Source organism: Pseudomonas sp. BIGb0381, assembly GCF_024809815.1.
GTDB lineage: Bacteria > Pseudomonadota > Gammaproteobacteria > Pseudomonadales > Pseudomonadaceae > Aquipseudomonas.
Map to the genome: position 1 here is coordinate 216782 of NZ_JANUEN010000002.1, position 24891 is coordinate 241672.

Sequence of the window (24891 nt, forward strand, 5' to 3'; positions counted from 1 at the left end):
ATTCAGACGCGTGACCGGTATGAATCTTACGGGGAAAGGCTGGTACTCTGCACCGGCTAATTGAGTTTTCCTACCATACTTGAGGTCTATTCCTCAGATGCGGAATCAATGACAGACATGTCGACTATTAACGGCGACCGGTGGTCTTAGCCGGAAAGCCCAGATAGAGTTCATGGCAATAGAGGTTACTTTGACGAGGTTTGCGATGTCCCGCACGATCCGTTTTCACAAGTTTGGTCCGGCCGAGGTGCTCAAGTGCGAAGAGCATGTAGCCGCGCAGCCCGCACCGGGCGAAGTGCAGGTGCGTGTCGAGGCGATTGGCATCAGCTGGTATGACATTTTGTGGCGCCAGAACCTGGCGTCTTCCCACGCACGCCTTCCATCCGGCCTTGGTCATGAGATGGCCGGGGTGGTCGTAGCCTTGGGTGACGGCGTGGATGACTTGGCAGTGGGCGATAAAGTGGCCAGTTTTCCGGCCGAGAGCCCTAATGATTACCCGGTGTATGGCGAACAGATCGTCCTGCCCCGTTCGGCCCTGACCCGCTATCCGGACGTCTTGAGCCCCATCGAAGCCAGCGTGCACTACACGCCGCTGCTGATTGCCTACTTTGCGTATGTGGACCTGGCACGGGTCAAACCCGGGCAGTTTGCCCTGGTGACCGACGCCAGCCACTGCGCCGGCCCTTCGTTTGTGCAACTGGGCAAGGCCCTGGGCGTGCGGGTGATTGCTGCCACCAAGGACAGCGCAGAGCGCGAGTACCTGCTTTCTCTTGGCGCAGAAAAAGTCATCGTCACCGAGGAACAGGACCTGCTGATGCAAATCAACAAGTTCACCGAGAACCGCGGCGTCGATGTGGTGTTCGATGGCTTGGGTGGCCCGCAGATGTCGTTGCTCGGTGATGTGCTGGCGCCCCGTGGCAGCCTGGTGCTGTATGGCTTGCAGGGCGGTAACCAGACACCGTTCCCGGCGTGCGCGGCGTTCCAGAAGAACATTCAGTTCTTCGTGCACTGTATCGGCAACTTCACCGGCAAACCGGAGCTGGGCATCATCCAGGATCAGGTAGCGTTGCAGCGCGCGTTGCGTGACATCAACCAACTGACCGCCGATCGTGTGCTCGTTCCCCTTAAAACCACGGTGTTTCCGTTCAATCAGTTTGTCGAAGCCCACCGTTATATGGACGAATGCCCGTGCCGCGAGCGGGTTGCTTTGCAGGTTGCGGCTGTTTGAGCTGTAGGAATATTCGTAAATGAGTGCTCCGACGCCTGAGTGAATGGGGCAAATGCGCCATTTGACAGGGCTTAACCCGCCCGCTCCAGAAGCTGCCGACCTGGCGCTTTAGCCCACAAATCCGGCCCTTTCTCCCTGACGCCGCCCTGAATTCCAGCGCGGCGTCGTTGCATGTGCGCCTTTTACGCGACATCGGTTGCTCATCTGAACTGGTTTTCGGCCCGCTTCTGTATCTATTAATCATTATTCCAGCACTGATAATTGCGCCTTCACTTTCATCTCAAGGATTGAGCAATGATTGAATCTGTGACTCGACTGCAGATAGTTATCCGAACTATCGACGCGGCACGCATGTGTGCTCAGCAAGACAGGTACTTTCATAAAGCGTACCGACCATGCAAATGGAAAAGTTGTTTGAGCCTATTGTCGGACACTTCTTTAAAAGGCTGGTTAAAAAAGCGTAGGAGCTTGTCGGAAGCGTCCTAAGGCTAGCTTTTTAAAAGGATTTTTCCATTATTTTCATTGGGTTGTGCGCTTGTGCGGGTGAGAAATGCTCACCGGCAATTCATGTCGTTTTGTTGCGCGGTGCTAGTGTCTGAACATCGACGCACAATACGGGGCGCGATTTTCCTACACGCAAAATAGGCCAAGCAAACACTGTCAGCAGTTGCTTGAAACTGATATTTCAACTCAGGTAGTAGAACTATGAGCACTATTCACGAACAGGCTATGAATCATGTTTACCAGCAAGTTCTGCAACGTCTGATCGGGCACTTCACTCGCGCGGGACGAACCGCTCTCCAGTTACTGGTCCAGCGAATCATTGTCGCTGCAGGCGGGATGGAGCAGGTAGGGGATTTCAAGGTACTGGTGGCTCACGGTGGCGGTGAAGTCAGCAGCTATACCCTGGCGCTGCTCCGAGCTGCCCAACTGACCATTGCCGGTCGCGCGCCACGCACCTTTCAACTGAGGGTCGCGACGTTACGGCACGCGGGCATGACTGAGGGGCAGCTCGATACCCTGAATCGCGGCTACGGCCGGCTGTTTCTCCACGATGATCCGCGCGTCGAGTTGTTGATGGTGGAAAATCAGGAAGTACAACCCTTCAATCACCAGCGCCCGGCCTCAGCGATCGGGCGACAGATCAGCCAGCGCAATATGTTGATGGTGGGCCATGTGAGCGCCGGAGACTGCCGCGCCACACTGTGCAACGACACTTACCTGGCCGTCGGCGATTTTTACCAGCGTGTCACCACGTGCAATGGCGGCGTCCACGCGCTGGTCAGTGGTGACTCGCCGCGTAAGCAAAGTCAGTTTCTTGCCTGGCTCAAGAAAACCGCCCAGGGCGCAGGCATCCGCGTTCCCAAGGGCCATCCACTATCGCTCAACGCGTTGTTCGCGCGCATGGACGAGTGGAGCACTGGTTATTACCGTGATGTGTTCGGTGAGCATTACACGGCCAGTGATAATCCCAGTACGGTGGGGCATCGTCACTTGGCTTACATCGGCATCGCCGACCTGCTGGACGATGTCGACATCGCGTCAACCACTCTGCTGACCGAGTTCATGGCTTACGTTCCCGATCCACTGGGCTTTCACTTCAGCCATCCGACCTATTCCAATCCGTTGCTGATGGCTCATCTGCGTGGGTTGCAGGCCGAATGCCTGCGTGCGCTGGATTATGAAGAAGGTGTCGAAGGTTTTGTTCAGCAGGCCGCCGCGTACATGCGCCGTCTGCGCATGCCCGACGATTTGCTCATTCAGGCCGGGACCCGCGAAGGGCGCATGTTATGGAGTACCTACGCCCAGGAGTTCTTCGGTTTGGATGAGACCCAACTGACCTGCCTGCTGTTTTCACCGTTTCTTCATCACGGAGAGCGATTGGAAGGTTATTTGCGCCAATGTCATCCGGGCATGCTGGTGGCGTTGCCTGAGTTGCACAAAGTCCTCCAAGGCAACGGTTCCGCCGAAATGCTGCAGCAGTGGGTAACGGACACCAGCGGTTTACCGATGCCCTTGTTGCAGCACCTGTACCGCAAACGGCCGCTGGCCAGTGAGAACGGCATGCGTCGCGCCGCGCAGGCCGTGCCATTGTTCGGGCAATGACGCTGCGCGACGAGCGTCAGGCGGATTTCGCGTATCAGGCGGTCTATCGCTACATGATCAGTCTGATCAACGAGGTCAGTACTGACACTCGGGTAAAACTGCCGTCGTTACGGCAGTTGGCCGGGCGCCTGAACGTGTCGATTTCGACGATCCAGTACGCCTATGCGCTGCTGGAGAAGGAGGGCAGAGTCTACTCGGTGGCCAAATCCGGCTATTACGCCTGGCCGATGTCGGCAAACCCGCTGGCGTGGGCCGGCGGGGATCTGCTTGACCGCCTCTACGCAGCGGCACGGCGCCCCGGCATGGTGGTACTCAGTGGCGACGATCCGGCATTGCTGGGCGCCCTGGATGAAACACTGCTGCGGCTGGAGCGGGAACTGGTGCGCCAGTACCCGTCGCATTTGCAACCCTGGTCCCAGCCTTGTGGTGTGTGGGAGTTACGCGCGGCGCTGGCCGCGCGCTATACCTCGTCGCCCACACGCTGCTGGCATGCCGACGATGTGTATATCGGTGCCGACCTGCGCGGCGTGCTGGATATCCTGATCGAAGTACTGGGCCTGCGGGGTACCACCGTGATTGTCGAATCGCCCTGCGACTGGCTGATCCTGCGCCTGTTGCAGGACGCCGGGGTGCGCATCATCGAGTTGCCCTGGACGCCGGAGGGCCGCCTGGATAGAACCGCGCTGGGGACGCTGTTGCGCGATGAGCCGGTGCATCTGGTGTTGCTCTCGTCTTCCGTCAGCCTGCCCAGCGGGGTGGCCATGTCGATCGACGAGCGTCTCGACGTGGCACACCTGCTGGGTCAGTCCGGTTGCTGGTTGCTAGAAAACGACACCTTTGGTGAGCTGGGTTTCGAAGCCCCCCACACGGCATTGCGCGAACTGGTGAACCCTGAGCGGCTGATCGTGTTTTCTTCGTTCGAGAAAGTGCTCGGCTCGGAAGCTCCCTACGGCTACGTACTGTGCCGACGCATGAGCAATGAGTTGCAGCGCCAGTTCCTGCTGCGCTCATTCCGTTTATCGTCGATCCGTCAGCGCGCGATTGCCCGTTTGTACCAAAGCAGGCGGATTGACCAGCACCTGCGCACACTGCGCCAACGCTTGGGCGAGCAGGCGGGGCACATGAGCCAGCGCCTGGAGCAGTATTTGGGCGACCAGGTGACTTATCGGATGCCGGCCGCCGGTGCCGCGTTCTGGCTGGCCTCCACCCGTGCGGTGGACATGCGCCAGGCATTTCAGCGCCTGCTGGCACGGCAGGTGGTGATCGCCCCCGGTGAACTGTTCAGTGTTAGTGGGTTGCATCAACAGAACCTGCGCGTGAGTCACACCTTTCACGGGCAACCCAATCTGGATATTGCCCTGGAAGCATTGAGCGACGCATTGCGCCAGGCACAGACTGGTTGAAGTTTCTCTTAACGATGTAGGATCGATACCGTCGCGCAGTAGTCCAACTCTCAGTAAACTGCCATTTTTCCGAATCCTTCTATCCGAGGTTTATGCATGACAATCAGTCCTTTTGCGGGCAAACCGGCGCCGGCCCAGTTGCTGGTGGATATCCCGCGACTGGTCACGGCCTATTACACCGGCCAGCCTGATGCAGCGATCTCCACCCAGCGCGTAGCCTTTGGTACCTCCGGGCACCGTGGCAGTTCGTTCGAACTGAGCTTCAACGAATGGCATGTGCTTGCCATCAGCCAGGCCATCTGCCTGTATCGCGAAGCCCAAGGCATCAATGGCCCGCTGTTCGTTGGCCTGGATACCCATGCGCTGTCGACCCCGGCCGGTGCCAGCGCTCTGGAAGTGCTGGCCGCTAATGGTGTGCATGTGATGCTGGCCGAAGGCGATGAATACACACCAACCCCGGCAATTTCCCACGCCATCATCTGCTACAACCGTGGCCGTACCAGCGGCCTGGCCGACGGCATCGTTATCACGCCATCCCACAACCCGCCGCAAAGTGGTGGCTACAAGTACAACCCGCCCAACGGTGGCCCGGCCGATACCCACGTCACCAAGTGGATCGAAGCCAAGGCCAACGAGTTGCTGGCCAATAAACTGGCCGGGGTCAAGCGCATCACCCATGCACAGGCGCTCAAGGCCGACACCACCCATCGCCATGACTACCTCAACAGCTACGTGGCCGACCTGATCAACGTGATCGACATGGACGCCATCCGCAGCGCCGACCTGCGCCTGGGCGTGGACCCGCTGGGCGGAGCAGGGGTGCGCTACTGGTCGGCGATTGCCGAACACTACCGCCTGAACCTGGAGGTGGTGAACACCGAAGTCGATGCCACGTTCCGCTTCATGAGCGTCGACTGGGACGGCCAGATCCGCATGGACCCGTCCTCCAGCTACGCCATGCAGGGCCTGATCGGTCTCAAGGAGCGCTTCGACGTAGCGTTCGCCTGCGACCCGGATCACGACCGTCATGGCATCGTCACTCCGTCCGGCGGCCTGCTCGCGCCGAATAACTACTTGGCGGTGTCCATCGACTATCTGTTTCAGAACCGTCCTGACTGGCGCGCCGATGCGGCCGTGGGCAAGACCGTGGTCAGCAGCGGCCTGATCGATCGCGTGGCCGCACGGATTGGCCGTCGCCTGTACGAGGTGCCGGTGGGGTTCAAGTGGTTCGCCGATGGCCTGTTCGACGGCTCATTGGGCTTTGGCGGGGAAGAAAGCGCGGGTGCCTCGTTCCTGCGTAAGGACGGCACGGTGTGGAGCACCGACAAGGACGGCCTGATCCCGGCATTGCTGGCGGCGGAAATGACCTCGCGCAAAGGCCAGGACCCGAGCCAGATCTACCGTGGCCTCACCGATGCCTTGGGCGAGCCGTTCGCCATTCGTGTCGACGCCAAGGCTACCCCGGCGCAGAAAGCGCTGTTGGGCAAGCTGTCGCCAGAGCAGGTGACCTCCACGCAACTGGCCGGCGAAAGCATCCAGCAGATCCTCAGCCATGCGCCGGGTAATAACCAGGCGATCGGCGGGTTGAAAGTGATGACCGAAAACGGCTGGTTCGCCGCGCGGCCGTCGGGCACCGAGGACATCTACAAGATCTACGCCGAGAGCTTCATTGGCGAGGACCACCTCAAGCAGCTGGTGGAAGAGGCGCAGGTGCTGGTAGACGGCGCTATCTCCCAGTAACACCGCAACCTCAATGTGGGAGGGGGCTTGCCCCCTCCCACATTTTATTGGGCCAAAGGCTGGATCAGGCGAGGTCGACCAACACGATCTCGCTGTCTTCAACCGCCGTCACCCGCAACACCTGCTCATCCTCAATCGCCACCCCGTCTCGAGCTTGCGCACGCACGCCATTGACTTCAATCACCCCCGTCGCCGGCACCAGGTAAGCCCGACGCCCGCTGTCCAAGCGGTATTCCGCGCTTTCCCCGGCTTTCAGGTTCGCCGCTACCAGGCGGGCATCCGCGCGGATGCGCAGGCTCTCGCTGTCACCGGCCTTGCCACTGGCCAGGGTCACAAACCCCTCGCGATCACCTTTCGGAAACGGCTTGGCGCCCCAGGAGGGTGGCAGGCCGGCCTCGTTCGGGATGATCCAGATCTGGAAGATCTTGGTCGGCGTGGCTTCCAGGTTGTACTCGCTGTGAGCGATCCCCGTGCCTGCGCTCATCACCTGCACATCACCGGCCTCGGTGCGGCCCTTGTTGCCCAGGTTGTCGGCGTGGCTGATGGCGCCTTCACGCACGTAGGTAATGATCTCCATGTCGCGATGGGCGTGCTGCGGGAAGCCGGTGCCGGGGGCAATGATGTCGTCGTTCCAGACCCGCAGGTTGCCCCAATGCATGCGCATGGGGTCGTGGTATTCAGCAAATGAAAAGTGGTGATGGGCGTCAAGCCAGCCGTGGTGGGCGCCGCCCAGGGCGTTGAAAGGTCGAAGTTCAAGCATGATCGTCTCCTGTTGATGGCGCTATGATCCGTGAGCTCATCATCGATAAAAAGCGTAAAAAATGCCTGATTCCTATCGGTGGATTAGATTGATTGCTGGCGCTTTGACTTTCACTTCATCGCCTAACTGCATGACCGTAAAGCAATTGGCTGGAACTGAGCGCCGATTCCGGCGACCATGGCGCACTTGTCAAACCCCAGCTCATCGCAGGAGTCCGCGTGCCGCAACACAAGCCTGATCTGCCCCCCGAACTGCGCCCATTGGCGGAAATGCCGCTGCTCAAACGCCTTGCCGCACGCCTGTTTGGCCATGGCCTGACGCGTTTGCGCGCACAGCATCGGTTTTCCTGGTTGCACGGGCAGGCCGATGGTTTTCGCAGTGGTCACGAGGCCGGCGTGGAGTATGGCTATCGCGAGGGCAAGGCCGATGGCATCGAGGAAGGTCGACAAGTCCTGTTGATCCGCGACTTCCGTCCCGATGAGCACCGCGCGCCCGGCGTCGATGACAGCCTGTTCGACGATTGGCGGCTGCCCTTGACCGCCGACGTGAAGAAACGCATCAAGGCTGATGTGGCTCGGTTGTTACCGGCCCATGCCCAGCCGAGCGCGGCGCAATGGAAGATGATCTTCAGCGACACGCCGTCAACCTCGGTGATCGCCGGTGCCGGCGCGGGTAAATCCACCTCGCTGGTGCTGCGTATTTTGCTGCTCACCCATTACCTGGGCTTCGAATTGAGCTCGATGACCGTAGTGACCTTCACCCGCGAGTCGCGCAAAGACTTCATCAACAAGCTCATGGAAATTCTCAGCCTGTGGGGCCAACCCCTTGGCATGAAAGAAGCCCAGGCGGTGGTGCGCACCTTTCATTCGCGCATCCTGCCGATGGTCCGCAGCCTGCCGGGTTTTGAACGCCTGCAGGCTTTCGAAAACCTCAGCGCCGGTTTCGAAGACGCTGACAGCAACCCGTTCGACCTGCGCATCAGCGACGCCCAGCGCCAGCAGATGAATGCCTGTTATCACCGATTGCATAGCCAGAACCCGCGCTTTCGTGAACTGATTGCACCGTTGGCACGCCACGGCCTGCAGCTGCGCGAACTGGAGCGTGATCATCCGGATGTACAGAAGCGCGTAGCGGTGACCGAGCTGGCCGCCAAGCGCGACGAAGAACTCTGCGATGTGATCGAAGACCTGTGGTTTCGTGCCGGCGCCTGGCCAATCAAGGGGATTGAGCCCAGTCGCCAGCGCTTCGAAATCAATGGCGCGCAGTTTCACTGCCACGGCTATATCCCGGAGCTGGATGCGTGGGTAGTGCTGGGCTTTGACGCCAGGGAAAACCCCCGGATCAGCCGGCCGAATTCGAAGCTGTCAGTACGTGCAGAGTGGGCGGTAAAGCGCACCTTATTTCAAGCTTTCTGTCGTAAGTCTTTGATATGGCTGGATAGCTATGATTCGTCAAGGCGGCTTTTAAGCAGCCTCGCAGGGGATGCCAGCGCAGGTCCCGGCTTTGATTACAAGGTCAAGGGCGAGCTGGCTTCGGCGCCGCTGTTGGACAGTTTCGTGATGGCAGCCGGCTTTATCGAGAACCTCGGCCTGGACGTGCCGACCGCTGTCGGCCAGATGAGCTTCGCCAAGGACGACCCGGACCGGTTCTTCTTTGAAGCCCTGAGCATTTTCTGGAAGGCCCTGGAAGACCACCTGCTCGACCAATCGCCGCCGATCATGACCTATAACCGCATGTTTTCGCTGTTCGGCGAAAACACCCCGGAAAACCTCAAGCTCCTCAGCGATCAGCTGCTGCGGCCGATGTCGCACTTAATGATCGACGAATTCCAGGACGTATCGCCCCAGATCGTCTCGTGGATACGCGCCAGCCTGCGGGAAATCCGCAGCCGTGGCCCGGCGATGCATGTGGGCCGTGGTGCGCAACGTTCGTCCTTGCTGTGCGTGGGCGATGACTGGCAGTCGATCTACGGCTGGCGCGGCAGTTCGCCCAAGTACTTCATGGAATTCAACCAGGAATTCCCATCGCCGAGCACTACCCGCGTCATGCTCAGCGAGAACTACCGCAGCCATCAGCACATCATCGACGCTGCGGAACATATCGTGCGCGCCGCACCGGCCATCCCGGGTAAAAAGGCCAAGGCCAGTGGCACGCCAAAAGCGTTGGTACCGGTCACCGTACTGGAGCGGGACGATGCGGCATTGGGGCGGCAACTGCTGGAACACTATCAAAAGGGCGATTCGGTATTAATGCTGTATCGAAAAAGTAGCGATAAGCTACTGATTCAAGAGCATATTCAGTCAATTGTTAATGTTGATTCTAGCTTGCCGGCAGCCGCGCGCAGGTTGAAGCAGCTGACGTACCACAGCGCCAAGGGCCTGCAGGCGGATGCGGTGTTCCTGCTCGGTGATTGCCAGCATGTGACCAGTTCGCCCTACAAGAACCAGGTCTATCGCATGGCGGGCCTGGGCAAGGACGGGGACAGCGAACCTTATGACACTGCGCAAAAGGACGAAGTGCTGCGCCTGGCCTACGTCGGGATTACCCGGGCCGTGAGCCATTGCTACTGGTATGTGGAAAAACCCGAAGGCCAGGCGGTGAATGTGCCCAAGGCCTCGGAGCGGGTTGACGGCAAGAAAGCGTTTTTCGACGATCAGCGCCATTAGTAGGGGACAAATGCGATCCCAATGTGGGAGGGGGCTTGCTCCCGATAGCAGGGAGTCAGTCACCACCTACAGTGACTGAACCAGCGCTATCGGGAGCAAGCCCCCTCCCACAGTTGACCTTCTTTCCTGTTGGCGGGGCCGGAGTCAGGCCCTCAGCGACAACGGCGGCACAAACGACTCCAACTCATCTTCCACCGCCTCGATAATTCGCTCCACATCGGCAGCATTCATCACGGTGGCGCAGGGGATGCCGGCGATGGCAATCAGCGTCTCGCCGCTGGCCCGGTCGAACAGGCGGGCGACCATACTGCCGGGCGCATCCATGCTGCCCTCGAAGCCCATCGGATGAAAATGCCAGCGCATCAGCTGGCAGGCGTTCGGGAACGTCACTTTATTCATGTTGCCCACCTTGTTCATTGAGCGCTTCCTTTAGCTCGCGGCAGGGGGCCAGGACCGTCACTGGTCGTGGCGTCGGAGGAGTTAAAAATAGCATTCGTTCGCAAGTACAAGGTGACTTTTTCTGCCCCGTTCGGCGGTTGTCAGCCATTCACTTGACGTGGGTCAGCTCCTGCTTAGGGACGGGCAAAACGCCACTAGTAAGAAGTTCCAATTGGCCATTGTCGGCGCGGGCAAAATTCGGCAATCTCCGAGGTTTACCCGTCTCAGAGCCTTCCATGCCCGACATCGCGCCAGACGATGATTGCCATTACACCCACGCCACGCGTGATCTGGTGCTGCGCCACCACCTGTGCTGGCGTCATCGCGACCTTGAGGGCGTGATGTCCTACTACCACCCGGACATCCAGTACCACGACTTTTTCCAGAACCGTGTGATCGGTTACGCCGAACTGCGCAAGTACCTGCAAGCCAGCATGCCCCGCGAAGCCGACGAGGCCATTGAACATACCGACCGCATCCGCGCCGATGGTGACACTGCGTTCATCCAGTACCGCATCACCTTGCGCGGCGGTCAGGGGCTGGTGTCATTCCGTACCAGCGAAGCCATCACCGTCCGCGATGGGTTGATCTGGCGCGTCAATGAGTACGCGTCATTGGTGCATGAACAGCCCTCCCAGACCCCGCGTCCCAGCGTCAGCCGCCTGGGCCTGTCGCCTCAGCAATTGGGGCATATGGCCAATGACTTGCAGCAGTACTTCGAGCGCAGGCAGCCTTATCTGGATCCCGAGCTGGACCTGCAGCGCGTCGCCAAGGAGTGTGGCTACAGCCGCAATCAGATTTCCTACCTGCTCAACCAGGTCTTGGGGCAAAGTTTCTACCGCTACGTAAACCAGGCGCGGCTCCAGCATCTGCTGGCCGCACTGGATAAAGCGCAACTACCGATCAAGGTCGACGACCTGGCCTTCGCCGCCGGTTTCAATTCGTTGTCGGCGTTCTACAGCGCCTTTCGCCAGCACACCGGCCAGTCACCCAAGGCCTACGTCAAACACATTTCCCTGCGTGCACGCGCGCAAGACAGCGAATAACCCCGGGCTCTAGGATCAACCCTATCGAAATGTGGTAGGGGAGCTTGGCATGCCGGCATGGCGCAACATCAGTTTATGGATGGACCAGTTGGACGACCCGCTGATGGCGCGGCCGTCCCTCGAACATGATCTGGACGTCGACGTGGCCATTATCGGTGCCGGCTACACCGGACTGTGGACCGCCTACTACCTGAAACGCCAGGCGCCTGAGCTGAAGATTGCGATTATCGAGGCGCAAACCGCTGGCTTCGGTGCATCGGGCCGCAACGGCGGCTGGTTGATGGGCAATCTGCTGGGCGAAGACCGCTTGTTGGCCGGCCTTGCGCTTGAACAGCGCCGCGCCTCCTTCGACCTGCTGCATGGCATTCCCGACGAAGTGGCCCAGGTTCTGGCCCGTGAAGGCATCGACTGCGACTACCGCAAGGGCGGCGCGCTGTACTGCGCCGCGCGCTACCCCGAGCAGGAAGGCAGCCTGCGCGCTTACCTGGACACGCTCTACGCCCAAGGCCTGACCGAAGCCGATTACCGCTGGCTGAGCCCGCAACAGTTGGCTGGACAGATCCGCATCGCCAAGCCCTATGGCGGTATCCATGCCCCCCATGTCGCCACAATCAACCCGGCCAAGCTGGTGCGCGGCCTTGCGCGGGTGGTGGAGAACATGGACGTGACCATTTATGAAAGCAGTCCGGTCACTCATTGGCAGTCCGGCACTGTACGCACCGCCAAAGCCAGTGTGCGCGCTGCCTGGGTGGTGCCGGCTGTCGAGGGTTACGCGAATACCTTGCCGCCCTTGGGCCGATACCAGTTGCCGGTGCAAAGCCTGATCGTTGCCACTGAACCACTGCCCGCCAGTACCTGGGATGAAATCGGCCTGAGCCACGGCCAGGCCTTTGGCGAAAGCAGCCGCCAGGTCACCTATGGCCAACGCTCGGCGGATAACCGCCTGGTGTTCGGCGCCCGAGGCGGTTACCAGTTCGCCGGTAAATTGCGCCACAACTTCGATTTGACTGACAGCGAAGTGGCACTACGTCGCTACCTGTTCGGCGAACTCTTCCCACAGCTGAAAAAGGTGCGGATTACCCATTCCTGGGGCGGCAACCTCGGTATGTCGCGCCGTTTCCGGCCGCACATGCTCTGCGATCACAGGACCGGCATCGCCCTGGCCGGTGGCTACGGCGGGGAGGGCGTCGGCGCCACTAACCTGGGCGGCCGCACCTTGGCCGACCTGATCCTCGGTCGCGACACGCCGCTTATCCACCAACCCTGGGTGCTCCGCGAGCGCGGATTGGACGCGCTCAAGGCCTGGGAGCCGGAGCCGTGCCGCTGGCTTGGCTACAACGCGATCATTCGCAGTTTCGTCCATGAAGACCAGGTGCTCGCCAACCCCAACACCGCCCCTTGGCGCCGCAAGCTCGCGATCGGCATAGCCGGGTTCATGGAAGGTTTCATGCACTAAGTCGTTTCACTTACACGGGAAAACCCCATGAGCATCACTCAATTCAAAGAAACGCTGAACGTCCACCTGCCGGACTCATCACCGGTGGCCGTGCCCTTGGGCGAGCCGGTCGCCGTGGCCTCGACCCTGAGCGTTGAACGCAGCGACGGCGTCGAGACCGGCATCTGGGAATGCACCCCGGGCCGCTGGCGTCGGCAGATCACCTCCCAGGAGTTTTGCCACTTTATCCAGGGGCGCTGCACCTTCACCCCTGACAACGGTGAAGTCGTTCACATACAAGCCGGCGACGCACTGATGTTGCCGGCCAACAGCACCGGTATCTGGGATATCCAGGAAACCGTACGCAAGACCTACGTATTGATTTTGTAACGCTTTGATCCTTGATCGCCTGCCATAAAAACAGCCCTAAAACCGCCAGGAAATCGAACCATGAAAGCCATTGCCCTGTTGCCCTTGATAGTGGTCGCGTCCATCAGCCACGCCGCCGAAACGGTGAAGATCTACAACTGGTCCAGCTACATTGCGCCGGACACCACGAAGAATTTCCAGAAACAAACCGGCATCGGTTTCAGCTACGACGTGTATGACAGCAACGAAACCCTCGACGGCAAGCTGATGACGGGTAACTCCGGCTACGACGTGGTGTTTCCGTCCAACCACTTCATGGCGCGGCAGATCCAGGGCGGCGCCTTGAAGAAGCTCGACAAGCGCCAGTTGCCCAACTGGAAAAACCTCAACCCCGTGCTGCTCAAGGCCCTGGAAAACAACGACCCGGGTAATGCCCATGGTTTCCCGTACCTGTGGGGCAGTACCGGCATCGGCTACAACATCGACAAGGTCAAGGCGGTACTGGGTGATAACGCACCGGTGGATTCCTGGGACCTGATCTTCAAGCCCGAGTACATGGAAAAGCTCAGTAAGTGCGGGGTGGCGATCCTCGACAACGGCCCGGAATTGCTGCCTATCGCCCTTAACTACCTGGGGCTGCCACCCCACAGTAAAAAACCCGAGGACTACAAAAAAGCCGAGGCACTGCTGATGAAAGTGCGGCCGTATGTAGCGTACTTCCACTCCTCGAAATACACCGGCGACCTGGCCAATGGCGACATCTGTGTGGCGGTCGGCTTCTCCGGCGACGTACTGCAAGCCGAAAGCCGCGCCAAGGAAGCCAAGAATGGCGTGAAGATCGGCTATCAGATTCCCAAGGAAGGCGCCGCAATCTGGTTCGACATGGTGGCCATGCCCGCCGATGCCCCCGATGAAAAGGCCGGCTACGCGTTCATGAACTACCTGCTGGAGCCGCAGGTGATGGCGGACATCACCAACTCGGTGCACTACGCCAATGGCAACAGTGCAGCGGATAGCCTGGTAGACCCTGAGATCAAGGCCGACACCAAGATCTACCCCAGCGACGAAATGATGGGCAAGTTATTCGCGCTGGAGGCGATGCCGCTGAACATCGACCGGATTCGCACGCGGGTGTGGAACACCATTCGTATGGGCCGTTGAAGAAGTCTGATGTGGGGGGGATGGCAAGCCCCCCATTTTTTAAAATTAAAATAACTTACTGATTTTAAAGGGTTAAAGTTTCACTCTGAAATCTGAGTCTTGCATAAACAATTTCAGGCGTCCGTATTCTTGTGGTGAGCGGGCTTGTCCCGCGTCGGGCTGCGCAGCGGCCCCAAAACCAGACGCAAAGGAGTGCCTGATACACCGCATTCGTCTTCATCAGGGGCGCTTCGCACCCCAACGCGGGACAAGCCCGCTCGCCACAGAGGTCCCAATTTGCTGCGCGACAGCGCTACGTCGAAGAGGTTGTGGGACCTCCCACATTTGGTTTGAGTACAACCTTGGTTTCACGGGTTTTCCAGGTCATGCCCCAACGACTGGATAAACAACGAAAACAGTTCCGGCTGTGACGAGATGTCCAGCTTCGCGTACAGATGCCGGCGGTGCACCTTCACCGTGTCCGGCGAGATATGCAGGCGTTCGGCCATGGCCTTGGAGGAGAACCCGCGCAGCACCAGGCGGGCGATTTCCAGTTCGCGGTCCGAAAGCACACCGCAGCCGAATTGGCTCAGCGCATCCCTGATCTGGCTGTCCATGGCTGGCGCGCGCCGAGTGCTTTGTTGCCAGTGCTGCTGCATCAAGGGCAGCACCCAGGCCGACAGGGTGGTCATCAGCCCGGTTTCCTCAACGCTGAATCGCCGCTGCATGCCCAGTGACAGCGACAGCGTCCCCGCGCCCGGCAATTGCAGGATCAACTGCACCTCGTCTTCCAGCACATTGTCGTGAAAGTAACTGAGGAAATATTCGCTCTGGCGAAAATGGTCCGGCGCCACTTCCTCAAGGCGATACACACCGCTGGCATAACCCTCGCGACAGGCCTGGAAGAACGGATCGAGCAAATACAGGCCATTGAGGTACACCAGCATCGACGCCGGCTTGCTGCTCGGCTGGGCGTCGTATTCTTCCAGGGCCTGGGGCGGGCCTTCCACGGGGTAGAAGATCGCCAGCGCGTTATCGAAGGGCAAGCATTGGCGCAACAACAGCACCAGCTGTTTCCAGAAACGCTCGGTGCCGATGTGCGCAACGGTGCGGCCCAGGCCAGCGTGCATGCCGACTTCACGAAACAGGCTCATGTAGCAGGCTCCCGCCAACAAAAGATCACCCCAAGGGTTCGGCTTTTGCCGGGTGCCGTCAAGGGGAGTACGCCAATAGGGGAATAGGCTGGCACTAGCCCAACCGTTATCGTCGGCAGCATCCAGCGGGAAACATATCCCGCCACTTTCAGACCTTTCGTTTCTGCCTCACACCAAGAACAACGACAGAGGACAACGATATGAGCACTTCCGCCGCGCCCGATGGCGTGTTGAAACCCACCCTGAGCGTCTTCGATGTGGTGGCCATTACCGTTTCAGCAGTGACCCCCGCCAGTTCCGTCTTCGTGATCGCGCCTTTTGCCATCCAGCAGGCTGGCAGCGGCGTGTTCCTGGCGTTCGTGATGGCAGGGCTGCTGGCGCTGATGTTCGCGTTTTGCTACGCCGAACTGGGCCGCGCCCATAACAGCGCCGGTGGCGAGTATGTGTATGCCAAGCGCGTGTTCGGTGGCATGGCCGGCTACGCGACGTTCCTGACCGTGCTGGTGATGCTGTTGTTTATTCCTCCGGTATTGGCCACTGGTGCCGCAACCTATCTCAACAATGCTCTGGGTACCACATTCGACGCGCAAACCGTGGCCCTGTTGATCGTGGTGTGCAGCTACGCCCTGGGCATCCTCAATATCAAGCTCAACGCGTGGATCACCGGGACCTGCCTGCTGCTGGAAGTCGCGGCGTTGCTGGTGATCGTGTGCATCGGCTTCGGTAACCCGGTGCAGCCCGCCAGCGTGCTGTTTCAACCCCAGATCGTCGAAAACGGTGTATTGCATCTGGCGCCTTGGGCCCTGGTGATTGGCGCGGTGGGCATTGGCCTGTTTTCCTACAACGGTTACGGCCCCGCTGTGTTGCTGGCCGAAGACATGAAATGCGGGGGCAAGGGCGTGCACAAGGCGGTGCTGTGGTCCCTGGGACTGGTGGTGGTGATCGAGCTGGTGCCGATCACGGCGCTGTTGATCGGCGCGCCCTCGCTGAGTGCGATGATCAGCAGCCCGGACCCCATCGGCTACCTGCTCACCAGTCATGGCAATGAAACCCTGTCGCGCCTGGTCAGTGCGGGCATCTTCCTGTCGGTGTTCAATGCCATCGTCGCCATCGTTATCCAGATCGGCCGCGTGGTGTTCAGCAGCGGGCGCGATGCATTGTGGACGCCTACCATCAACAAGCTGTTCACCCGCATTCATCCGCGCTGGGATTCGCCCTGGCTGGCCACGCTGTTCCTGGCGATCCCGTCGGCGTTGCTGAGCTTCAGCTCCAACCTGGCTGACCTCACTTCGTTCAGCGTATTGCTGATCATATTGGTTTACCTGGTGGTGGCGTTGAGCGCGTTGATGAGCCGCGTGCTGCTGCGCGACCGCGAGCATCCCTATCGCATGCCGCTGTGGCCGTTGCCGGCGTTGCTGGCTGCACTGGGCGCGGGTTACTTGCTGGTGACCTTGATCTACGCGGCGTCAGTACGCGACATCATGATCATCATCGGCTTGCTGGCCCTGTCGGTGATTCTGTATTGCATCAGCGGCCGGTCGAGTCCGGCCTTTCAGAAATTGTAAGGAGTGGTTATGCGTGCACGTCAATTGGGCATCACGTTGGGGCTGGGCACACCCGGTGAGTTGAATGCCATCACCGACGTTACCGGGGTTCGGGTCGGTCACAGTACGCTCAAGACCCGTGTCGACGGCAAACAGGTGCGTACCGGTGTCAGCGTGGTCCAGCCCCGCGCCGGGGAAGCGCGGTTGCAGCCGTGCTTTGCCGGGTATCACGTGCTTAATGGCAATGGTGACGCCACCGGCCTGGAATGGATCAGCGAGGCGGGCCTGTTGACCACGCCGCTGGCCATCACCAACACCCACAGCATTGGCATCGTGCGCGACACCTTGATTGCCCTGGAGCGCGAGCGCCTGCCGGACCCGGCGGTGTACTGGTGCATGCCGGTGGTGATGGAAACCTACGACGGTCTGCTCAACGATATCTGGGGACAGCACGTCAAGCCCGAGCATGTGCGCCAAGCGCTGGACAGCGCCGAACGCGGCCCCGTGCAAGAAGGCGCCGTGGGCGGTGGGACGGGGATGATCTGCCATGAATTCAAGGGCGGTATCGGCAGCGCTTCGCGGCGCTTGCCGGCAGAGCAGGGCGGCTGGACCGTCGGCGTGCTGGTGCAGGCCAACCATGGCAAGCGCCAGGAACTGCGGGTCGACGGTTATCCGGTAGGCCGCCGCTTGATGGACATCCCGTCACCCTTCGCCGAACGAGGCACGCCGGGCATGGGCTCGATCGTGGTGATCATCGCCACGGATGCGCCCCTGCTGCCGCACCAATGCCAGCGCCTGGCACAGCGCGCGTCTATTGGCATCGCGCGCACCGGGGGTGGCACCGAGGACTCCAGCGGCGACCTGTTCCTGGCCTTCGCCACCGGTAACCAGGATCTGCCGCCAGCAGACTACGCGCGCAGGGGCCTGCCGTTGAGCAGTACCTTACAGATGGTGAATAACGATCATATTTCCCCGCTGTTCAGCGCTGCGGCGGAAGCGGTAGAAGAAGCGATCATCAACGCGATCCTGGCGGGCGAAGACATGGTGACCGACGACGACGTACAGGTGCCGGGCTTGAAAGGCGAAACCTTGTTACAGGCATTGCACGACACGGGTTGGCGCGTGTCCCGGTAATAGGGGACAGCGCCGATATATAAATATAAATAGTGGCTGTTTAATGTTGCCAATGACACCGTGACAATATCGTGGATCCAATTATCAAGTGTGCCGCTCAACTTGAGCGGCTTTAGCGCTATTTAATATTTAAATAAGTGCCTGATGTCTTTTGTCGGACAAAAGCAACGCTACCCAATAGATACGGAGCTGAACTTGTTGGCGCTGTTTATAGGCCAGCTTTCATGCAGGAAAAGATGTAGACGAAAGATTTCAAGTTGTGTCAGTTTCGTGACGCCTTCAAAAGAGGCGAGTGATAGGACGATCTCGCCCGCGGGATTCCTATCGACCCAAGACTGATGCATGTGCAAACAAGGAAGTACGTTTATGTCAAAAGCAAAAGACAAGGCTATCGTGTCGGCGGCGCAAGCCAGCACCGCTTACTCGCAGATCGATAGCTTCAGCCATCTGTATGACCGTGGCGGCAATCTCACGATCAATGGCAAACCCTCCTACACCGTTGACCAGGCGGCCACCCAGCTGCTGCGCGACGGCGCCGCGTACCGGGACTTTGACGGCAACGGCAAGATCGACCTGACCTACACCTTCCTGACCTCGGCGTCCTCGAGCACCATGAACAAACATGGCATCTCGGGCTTCAGCCAGTTCAACGCCCAGCAGAAAGCACAGGCCGCGCTGGCCATGCAATCCTGGTCGGACGTGGCCAACGTCACCTTCACCGAGAAAGCCACCGGCGGTGACGGCCACATGACATTCGGCAACTACAGCAGCGGCCAGGACGGCGCAGCAGCCTTCGCCTACCTGCCCGGCACCGGTGCAGGCTACGATGGCACCTCGTGGTACCTGACCAACAACAGCTACACGCCGAACAAGACCCCGGACCTGAACAACTACGGCCGGCAGACCCTGACCCACGAAATCGGCCACACCCTTGGCCTGGCTCACCCTGGCGACTACAACGCCGGCGAAGGCGCCCCAACCTACAACGACGCGACCTATGGACAGGACACGCGCGGCTACAGCCTCATGAGTTACTGGAGCGAGAGCAACACCCACCAGAACTTCAGTAAAGGCGGGGTCGAAGCCTACGCCTCCGGCCCGCTGATCGACGACATCGCCGCGATCCAGAAGCTCTACGGTGCCAACTACAACACCCGTGCCGGCGATACCACCTACGGGTTCAACTCCAACACCGGGCGCGATTTCCTCAGCGCCACGTCCAACGCCGACAAGCTGGTGTTCTCGGTCTGGGACGGTGGCGGCAATGACACCCTGGACTTCTCCGGCTTCACCCAGAACCAGAAGATCAACCTCAATGAGGCCTCGTTTTCCGACGTTGGCGGCCTGGTGGGCAACGTCTCCATCGCCAAAGGCGTGACCGTCGAGAACGCCTTCGGCGGTGCGGGCAACGACCTGATCATCGGCAACAACGCGGCCAACGTAATCAAGGGCGGGGCCGGCAATGACCTCATCTACGGTGGCGGCGGTGCGGACCAATTGTGGGGCGGCGCGGGCAACGACACATTTGTGTTCGGTGCCAGTTCCGACTCCAAGCCAGGGGCGGCGGACAAGATCTTTGACTTCACCTCGGGCTCCGACAAGATCGACCTCAGCGGCATCACCAAAGGGGCCGGCCTGACCTTCGTCAATGCCTTCACCGGGCATGCCGGCGATGCGGTGTTGAGCTACGCCGCAGGCACCAACCTGGGCACCCTGGCCGTCGACTTCTCCGGGCACGGCGTGGCGGATTTCCTCGTCACCACCGTAGGCCAGGCGGCGGCCAGCGACATCGTGGCATGATGCACCGGCGCGGCGCTCAAGCGCCGCGCCTCCAGGATGGAGCGTACAGATGCAGCGTTTTTACAATGTGATCGCCTGCGTGTTGCAGGTGATGTTCGTGTCGGCAGGAGCCCACGCAATGGCGAGCAGTCTTGTTTTACCCTCCAGCGCCCAACTGGCCGGGCATTGGCAGTTGCACCAGCAGGACCAGGTGTGTGCACTGGACCTGCTCGAGCAGGCCAATGCCCTGAGCGGCGATGTGGCCTGTGTGGCGCAATGGCTGGGGGACAAGCCCCTGACGTGGTCGCCGACCCCGGACGGTATCTGGCTATTCAATGCCGAAGGCAGCGGGATCACCCATTTGAATCGTCAGAAAGAAGGTGAGTACCAGGCATGGACAAAGTCCGGCACCTTGGTGGAGTTAAAACGAGTGCCTTAGTTATTGTTATAAGTCTATAACTCGATTTTATTAGTTGACGGCCTCTATAAGAGAGGGTGGGCAACTTATGCGCGTAATTTGGTTCAAGGAAGATCAGAACATATGGCCAAGCCCCATGCGATTGCGCCCTTATTCAAGGCGCTGGGTGAATACAAGAGCATCTTGATCAGCATTGGCTGTTTCACGGCATTGATTAACCTGTTGATGCTGGTGCCGTCGATTTACATGCTGCAAGTGTACGACCGTGTGCTGTCCTCCCAGAATGAAACCACCCTGGTGATGTTGACACTGATGGTCGTCGGCTTCTTTGCCTTTATTGGCCTGCTCGAGGTCATCCGCAGTTTTATCGTAATCCGCATCGGCAGCCAGTTGGAGCGGCGTTTCAACTTGCGCGTGTACAAGGCCGCTTTCGAACGCAACCTGCAACGCGGCCAGGGGCATGCCGGGCAATCCCTGGGGGACTTGACCCATATCCGCCAATTCATCACCGGGCCGGCGCTGTTCGCCTTCTTCGATGCACCGTGGTTTCCGATCTATCTTTTTGTGATTTTCCTCTTCAACGTCTGGCTCGGGGTGTTGGCCACCGCCGGCGCGCTGCTGTTGATCGGCCTTGCGTGCCTCAACGAATACCTGACGAAGCAGCCATTGGGCGATGCCAGTGGTTTCTCCCAACAGTCGACGCAACTGGCCACCAGCCATTTGCACAACGCCGAAACCATTCAAGCCATGGGCATGCTTGGCGCGTTGCGCAAACGCTGGTTCGCCGTGCATTTGCAGTTCCTGGGTTTGCAGAACAAAGCCAGTGATACCGGCTCGGTGATCACCTCTCTGAGCAAGTCCTTGCGGCTGTGCCTGCAATCCCTGGTGCTGGGCCTGGGCGCACTGCTGGTGATCAAGGGCGATATGACGGCGGGGATGATGATCGCCGGCTCGATCCTTATGGGCCGCGTACTCAGCCCCATCGACCAGTTGATTGCGGTCTGGAAGCAATGGAGTTCGGCCAAGCTGGCCTATCAGCGGCTGGACGAATTGCTGCGTGAGTTCCCGCCGGAAGTGGAGCAGATGAAATTGCCCGCACCCAAGGGCCAGGTCAGCTTCGAACAGGTCAGCGCTGGCCCGCCCGGACGGCGCATGCCCACCCTGCATCAGGTCAGCTTCAACCTCGGCGCCGGCGAAGTGCTGGGCGTGCTCGGCGCCTCGGGCTCCGGCAAATCCACCCTGGCCCGCGTACTGGTGGGCGTGTGGCCGACCTTGGCCGGCACCGTGCGCCTGGACGGTGCGGACATTCACCGCTGGGATCGCGACGACCTCGGCCCGCACATCGGCTATCTGCCCCAGGACATCGAACTGTTCAGCGGCAGCATCGCCGATAACATCGCGCGCTTTCGCGAGGCCGACCCCGAGCGGGTGGTGCAGGCGGCACAACAAGCCGGCGTGCATGAATTGATCCTGCGTCTGCCCCACGGTTATGACACGGTCCTGGGCGATAACGGTGGTGGCCTGTCCGGCGGCCAGAAACAACGAGTGGCCCTGGCGCGTGCGTTGTACGGCGGGCCGCGGTTGATCGTACTGGACGAGCCCAACTCCAACCTCGACACCGTCGGCGAGGCCGCGCTGGCCAGCGCCATTGTGCAGATGAAGGCCCAGGGCAGCAGTGTGGTGCTGGTGACCCATCGCTCTTCGGCCTTGGCCCAGGCCGACAAATTGCTGGTGCTCAACGAAGGGCGTTTGCAGGCATTCGGGCCGAGCCAGGACGTGCTGCGAGCGTTATCGGGCCAGCAGGAAGCACCGAAGGAAAAACCCGGTGTGAGTTTCAGCCGTCAGTATCAAGCCGGAAGGAATCCAGGCGCATGAGCAGTATCACTGTTGAACCACGTTTCAAAGAGCGCGACGCCCGGTTCTTTGCGCGCCTGGGCTGGCTGCTGACCGTGGTCGGTGCCGGTGGCTTTTTCCTCTGGGCCAGCCTGGCGCCCCTGGACCAGGGCATCCCGGTGCAGGGCACGGTGGTGGTGTCGGGCAAACGCAAGGCGGTGCAAACCTTCAGCCCCGGCGTGGTCAGTCGGATTCTGGTGAAGGAGGGGCAGTTGGTGAAGCAAGGCCAGCCGCTGTTCCGTCTCGACCAGACCCAGAATCAGGCCGACGTGCAGTCCCTGCAAGCCCAGTACCGCATGGCCTGGGCCAGCGTCGCGCGGTGGCAGAGTGAGCGCGACAACCAATCCGCTATCACCTTTCCCGCCGAGCTGAGCAGCAACCCCGATCCGGCATTGGCGTTGGTGCTCGAAGGCCAGCGCCAATTGTTCAGCAGCCGTCGCGAAGCGTTTGCCCGTGAACAGGCAGGCATCCGCGCGAATATCGAGGGCGCGACGGCGCAGCTCAACGGCATGCGCCGCGCCCGCAGCGACCTGACCGCCCAGGCCCAGTCCCTGCGTGACCAACTGAGCAACCTGCAACCCCTGGCCGACAACGGCTATATCCCGCGCAACCGGCTGATGGAGTACCAACGCCAGCTGTCCCAGGTGCAACAGGACCTGGCGCAGAACACCGGTGAGAGCGGTCGGGTGGAGCAGGGCATCCTTGAATCGCGCCTGAAACTGCAGCAGCACAGCGAGGAATATCAGAAGGACGTGCGCAGTCAGTTGGCCGACGCGCAATTGCGCAGCCTGACCCTGGAGCAGCAACTCACCTCGGCCGGCTTCGACTTGCAACACAGCGAGATCAACGCACCGGCCGACGGTATTGCGGTCAATCTCAGCGTGCACACCGAGGGCGCCGTGGTGCGTACCGGTGAAACCCTGCTGGAAATCGTGCCCCAGGGCACGCGCCTGGAAGTCGAAGGGCACTTGCCGGTGCACTTGGTGGACAAGGTCGGCACGCACCTGCCGGTCGATATTCTGTTCACCGCCTTCAACCAGAGCCGCACCCCGCGCGTGCCGGGGGAGGTCAGTCTGATTTCCGCCGACCAGATGCTCGATGAAAAGACCGGCGCGCCGTATTACGTGCTGCGCACCACCGTCAGCGAGGCGGCGCTGGAGAAACTCCACGGCCTGGTGATCAAGCCGGGCATGCCCGCCGAGATGTTCGTGCGCACCGGCGAGCGTTCGTTGCTCAATTACCTGTTCAAGCCGCTGCTCGACCGCGCCGGCTCCGCGTTGACCGAGGAATGAGCATGAAAGCTGTGTTCATCGCCTTGCTGTTCACCTGCGTCAACGCCCAGGCCGCCATGGGCCCGTTCGATGTGTACGAGCAGGCCCTGCGCAACGATCCGGTGTTTCTCGGTGCGATCAAGGAGCGCGACGCCGGCCTGGAAAACCGCACCATCGGCCGCGCGGGCCTGCTGCCCAAGCTGTCGTACAACTACAACAAGGGCCGCAACAACTCCCAGGCCACCTTACCCGACGGGCGCGGCGGCAATTATCACGACGACCGCAACTACAACAGCTACGGCTCGACCTTCAGCCTGCAACAGCCGCTGTTCGACTATGAGGCGTACGCCAACTACCGCAAAGGCGTGGCCCAGGCGCTGTTTGCCGATGAAAGCTTTCGCGACAAGAGCCAGGCCCTGCTGGTGCGGGTGCTGAGCTACTACACCCAGGCGCTGTTTGCCCAGGACCAGATCGACATCGCCCGCGCCAAGAAGAAGGCCTTCGAGCAGCAATTCCAGCAAAACCGGCACTTGTTCCAGCAAGGCGAGGGCACCCGTACCGATATTCTCGAAGCCGAGTCGCGCTATGAGCTGGCCACCGCCGAAGAAATCGAGGCGCAGGACGAACAGGACGCCTCGTTAAGAGAACTGGGCGCGTTGATCGGTGTACAGAGCGTCAACATCCACGACCTGGCGCCGCTCAACCAGGATTTTGCCGCGTTCACCTTGACCCCGGCCAACTACGACACCTGGCATGAACTGGCGATCAGCAACAACCCCACGCTGGCGTCCCAGCGCCAGGCCCTGGAAGTGGCGCGTTATGAAGTGGAGCGTAACCGCGCCGGGCATCTGCCCAAGGTCACCGCGTACGCCAGCTCGCGCCAGCAGGAGTCCGACAGCGGCAATACCTACAACCAACGCTACGACACCAACACCATCGGCGTGGAAGTGAGCGTACCGCTGTATGCCGGTGGCGGTGTCTCCGCGTCCACCCGCCAGGCCAGCCGTGCCATGGAGCAGGCCGAGTACGAACTGGAAGGCAAGACTCGCGAGACCCTGATCGAACTGCGTCGGCAGTTCAGTGCCTGCCTGTCCGGCGTGAGCAAACTGCGCGCGTATCAAAAGGCCCTGAGCTCGGCAGAAGCGCTGGTGGTGTCGACCCAGCAAAGCATCCTCGGTGGCGAGCGGGTCAACCTCGATGCGTTGAACGCCGAGCAACAGCTCTACAGCACGCGGCGCGACCTGGCCCAGGCGCGTTACGACTACCTGATGGCCTGGACCAAATTGCATTACTACGCCGGCAACCTGCGCGACACCGACCTGGCCAAGGTGGATGAGGCGTTCGGGCCAGCACCGCATTAATTGGCT

19 protein-coding genes are annotated in these 24891 nt (G+C 60.4%); 16 read left to right on the top strand and 3 right to left on the bottom strand.

What is annotated here, in order from left to right; genetic code table 11:
• The first annotated feature begins 205 nt into the window (after positions 1-205).
• From M2397_RS07350 to pgm, 4 genes are all read left to right on the top strand, one after another.
• Positions 206-1228: a zinc-dependent alcohol dehydrogenase family protein gene (locus tag M2397_RS07350; RefSeq protein ID WP_131696393.1), complete on the top strand. Its 1023-nt coding sequence runs from the start codon at positions 206-208 to the stop codon at positions 1226-1228.
• A gap of 705 nt (positions 1229-1933) precedes the next feature.
• A complete protein-coding gene (locus M2397_RS07355) occupies positions 1934-3334 on the top strand; it encodes a hypothetical protein (RefSeq protein ID WP_259242541.1) in 1401 nt (466 codons plus the stop codon).
• Positions 3331-4737 carry a PLP-dependent aminotransferase family protein gene (locus tag M2397_RS07360; RefSeq protein ID WP_259242542.1) on the top strand — a complete coding sequence of 469 codons (1407 nt, stop codon included), beginning with the start codon at positions 3331-3333 and terminating at the stop codon, positions 4735-4737. Before M2397_RS07355 ends, M2397_RS07360 begins: the two co-directional genes overlap by 4 nt.
• A gap of 96 nt (positions 4738-4833) precedes the next feature.
• Positions 4834-6477 carry a phosphoglucomutase (alpha-D-glucose-1,6-bisphosphate-dependent) gene (pgm, locus tag M2397_RS07365; RefSeq protein WP_145338131.1) on the top strand — a complete coding sequence of 548 codons (1644 nt, stop codon included), beginning with the start codon at positions 4834-4836 and terminating at the stop codon, positions 6475-6477.
• Between the two features lie 64 nt (positions 6478-6541).
• On the opposite strand, the gene M2397_RS07370 is transcribed toward pgm, so the two are convergent.
• Positions 6542-7237 (bottom strand): pirin family protein, encoded by a 696-nt coding sequence (locus M2397_RS07370; protein WP_259242543.1) that lies wholly within the window; start codon positions 7235-7237, stop codon positions 6542-6544.
• 218 nt (positions 7238-7455) lie between these two features.
• On the opposite strand from M2397_RS07370, the gene M2397_RS07375 reads away from it, so the two are divergent.
• Entirely contained in the window at positions 7456-9903 is a 2448-nt protein-coding gene (locus M2397_RS07375; protein WP_259242544.1) for a UvrD-helicase domain-containing protein, read from the top strand.
• Between the two features lie 144 nt (positions 9904-10047).
• On the opposite strand, the gene M2397_RS07380 is transcribed toward M2397_RS07375, so the two are convergent.
• Entirely contained in the window at positions 10048-10320 is a 273-nt protein-coding gene (locus tag M2397_RS07380; RefSeq protein WP_027605770.1) for a DUF1652 domain-containing protein, read from the bottom strand.
• 257 nt (positions 10321-10577) lie between these two features.
• Here M2397_RS07380 and M2397_RS07385 point away from each other — a divergent pair, with 257 nt between their 5' ends.
• The 4 genes from M2397_RS07385 to M2397_RS07400 are packed head-to-tail and all read left to right on the top strand — an operon-like array spanning position 10578 to position 14352.
• Positions 10578-11387, top strand: coding sequence for an AraC family transcriptional regulator (locus tag M2397_RS07385; protein WP_131696387.1), 810 nt, complete (start codon positions 10578-10580; stop codon positions 11385-11387).
• Positions 11388-11436: 49 nt separating this feature from the next.
• The gene (locus M2397_RS07390; RefSeq protein ID WP_145338128.1) at positions 11437-12843 is read left to right on the top strand and encodes an FAD-binding oxidoreductase; all 1407 of its coding nucleotides are present in this window, start codon (positions 11437-11439) and stop codon (positions 12841-12843) included.
• A gap of 27 nt (positions 12844-12870) precedes the next feature.
• Positions 12871-13212, top strand: coding sequence for a cupin domain-containing protein (locus M2397_RS07395; protein ID WP_259242545.1), 342 nt, complete (start codon positions 12871-12873; stop codon positions 13210-13212).
• A gap of 60 nt (positions 13213-13272) precedes the next feature.
• Positions 13273-14352 (top strand): polyamine ABC transporter substrate-binding protein, encoded by a 1080-nt coding sequence (locus tag M2397_RS07400; protein WP_259242546.1) that lies wholly within the window; start codon positions 13273-13275, stop codon positions 14350-14352.
• 347 nt (positions 14353-14699) lie between these two features.
• Here M2397_RS07400 and M2397_RS07405 read toward each other — a convergent pair whose 3' ends face one another.
• Positions 14700-15485 carry a LuxR C-terminal-related transcriptional regulator gene (locus tag M2397_RS07405; protein WP_184742185.1) on the bottom strand — a complete coding sequence of 262 codons (786 nt, stop codon included), beginning with the start codon at positions 15483-15485 and terminating at the stop codon, positions 14700-14702.
• 200 nt (positions 15486-15685) lie between these two features.
• Here M2397_RS07405 and M2397_RS07410 point away from each other — a divergent pair, with 200 nt between their 5' ends.
• The 7 genes from M2397_RS07410 to M2397_RS07440 all read left to right on the top strand — a co-directional run bounded on the left by M2397_RS07410 (position 15686) and on the right by M2397_RS07440 (position 24885).
• A complete protein-coding gene (locus M2397_RS07410) occupies positions 15686-17050 on the top strand; it encodes an APC family permease (protein WP_259242547.1) in 1365 nt (454 codons plus the stop codon).
• Between the two features lie 9 nt (positions 17051-17059).
• On the top strand, positions 17060-18163 hold the full coding sequence (locus tag M2397_RS07415) for a P1 family peptidase (protein ID WP_259242548.1): 1104 nt from the start codon (positions 17060-17062) through the stop codon (positions 18161-18163).
• A 366-nt stretch (positions 18164-18529) separates the two neighbouring features.
• Positions 18530-19963: a serralysin family metalloprotease gene (locus tag M2397_RS07420; protein WP_167655343.1), complete on the top strand. Its 1434-nt coding sequence runs from the start codon at positions 18530-18532 to the stop codon at positions 19961-19963.
• 49 nt (positions 19964-20012) lie between these two features.
• Positions 20013-20381, top strand: coding sequence for an AprI/Inh family metalloprotease inhibitor (locus M2397_RS07425; protein WP_145338122.1), 369 nt, complete (start codon positions 20013-20015; stop codon positions 20379-20381).
• A gap of 102 nt (positions 20382-20483) precedes the next feature.
• Positions 20484-22235 (top strand): type I secretion system permease/ATPase, encoded by a 1752-nt coding sequence (locus tag M2397_RS07430; protein ID WP_259242549.1) that lies wholly within the window; start codon positions 20484-20486, stop codon positions 22233-22235.
• Entirely contained in the window at positions 22232-23545 is a 1314-nt protein-coding gene (locus M2397_RS07435; RefSeq protein ID WP_131696377.1) for an HlyD family type I secretion periplasmic adaptor subunit, read from the top strand. The genes M2397_RS07430 and M2397_RS07435 overlap by 4 nt, the downstream gene beginning before the upstream one ends.
• A 2-nt stretch (positions 23546-23547) precedes the next feature.
• Positions 23548-24885, top strand: a complete 1338-nt coding sequence (locus M2397_RS07440; RefSeq protein WP_259242550.1) for a TolC family outer membrane protein — start codon at positions 23548-23550, stop codon at positions 24883-24885.
• The last annotated feature ends 6 nt before the right edge of the window (positions 24886-24891 follow it).

Coding starts and splice junctions, on each gene's coding strand:
- M2397_RS07350 (WP_131696393.1), top strand. CDS start 206: ATGTCCCGCACGATCCGTTTTCACAAGTTTGGTCCGGCCGAGGTGCTC.
- M2397_RS07355 (WP_259242541.1), top strand. CDS start 1,934: ATGAGCACTATTCACGAACAGGCTATGAATCATGTTTACCAGCAAGTT.
- M2397_RS07360 (WP_259242542.1), top strand. CDS start 3,331: ATGACGCTGCGCGACGAGCGTCAGGCGGATTTCGCGTATCAGGCGGTC.
- pgm (WP_145338131.1), top strand. CDS start 4,834: ATGACAATCAGTCCTTTTGCGGGCAAACCGGCGCCGGCCCAGTTGCTG.
- M2397_RS07370 (WP_259242543.1), bottom strand. CDS start 7,237: ATGCTTGAACTTCGACCTTTCAACGCCCTGGGCGGCGCCCACCACGGC.
- M2397_RS07380 (WP_027605770.1), bottom strand. CDS start 10,320: ATGAACAAGGTGGGCAACATGAATAAAGTGACGTTCCCGAACGCCTGC.
- M2397_RS07385 (WP_131696387.1), top strand. CDS start 10,578: ATGCCCGACATCGCGCCAGACGATGATTGCCATTACACCCACGCCACG.
- M2397_RS07390 (WP_145338128.1), top strand. CDS start 11,437: ATGCCGGCATGGCGCAACATCAGTTTATGGATGGACCAGTTGGACGAC.
- M2397_RS07395 (WP_259242545.1), top strand. CDS start 12,871: ATGAGCATCACTCAATTCAAAGAAACGCTGAACGTCCACCTGCCGGAC.
- M2397_RS07400 (WP_259242546.1), top strand. CDS start 13,273: ATGAAAGCCATTGCCCTGTTGCCCTTGATAGTGGTCGCGTCCATCAGC.
- M2397_RS07405 (WP_184742185.1), bottom strand. CDS start 15,485: ATGAGCCTGTTTCGTGAAGTCGGCATGCACGCTGGCCTGGGCCGCACC.
- M2397_RS07410 (WP_259242547.1), top strand. CDS start 15,686: ATGAGCACTTCCGCCGCGCCCGATGGCGTGTTGAAACCCACCCTGAGC.
- M2397_RS07415 (WP_259242548.1), top strand. CDS start 17,060: ATGCGTGCACGTCAATTGGGCATCACGTTGGGGCTGGGCACACCCGGT.
- M2397_RS07420 (WP_167655343.1), top strand. CDS start 18,530: ATGTCAAAAGCAAAAGACAAGGCTATCGTGTCGGCGGCGCAAGCCAGC.
- M2397_RS07425 (WP_145338122.1), top strand. CDS start 20,013: ATGCAGCGTTTTTACAATGTGATCGCCTGCGTGTTGCAGGTGATGTTC.
- M2397_RS07430 (WP_259242549.1), top strand. CDS start 20,484: ATGGCCAAGCCCCATGCGATTGCGCCCTTATTCAAGGCGCTGGGTGAA.
- M2397_RS07435 (WP_131696377.1), top strand. CDS start 22,232: ATGAGCAGTATCACTGTTGAACCACGTTTCAAAGAGCGCGACGCCCGG.
- M2397_RS07440 (WP_259242550.1), top strand. CDS start 23,548: ATGAAAGCTGTGTTCATCGCCTTGCTGTTCACCTGCGTCAACGCCCAG.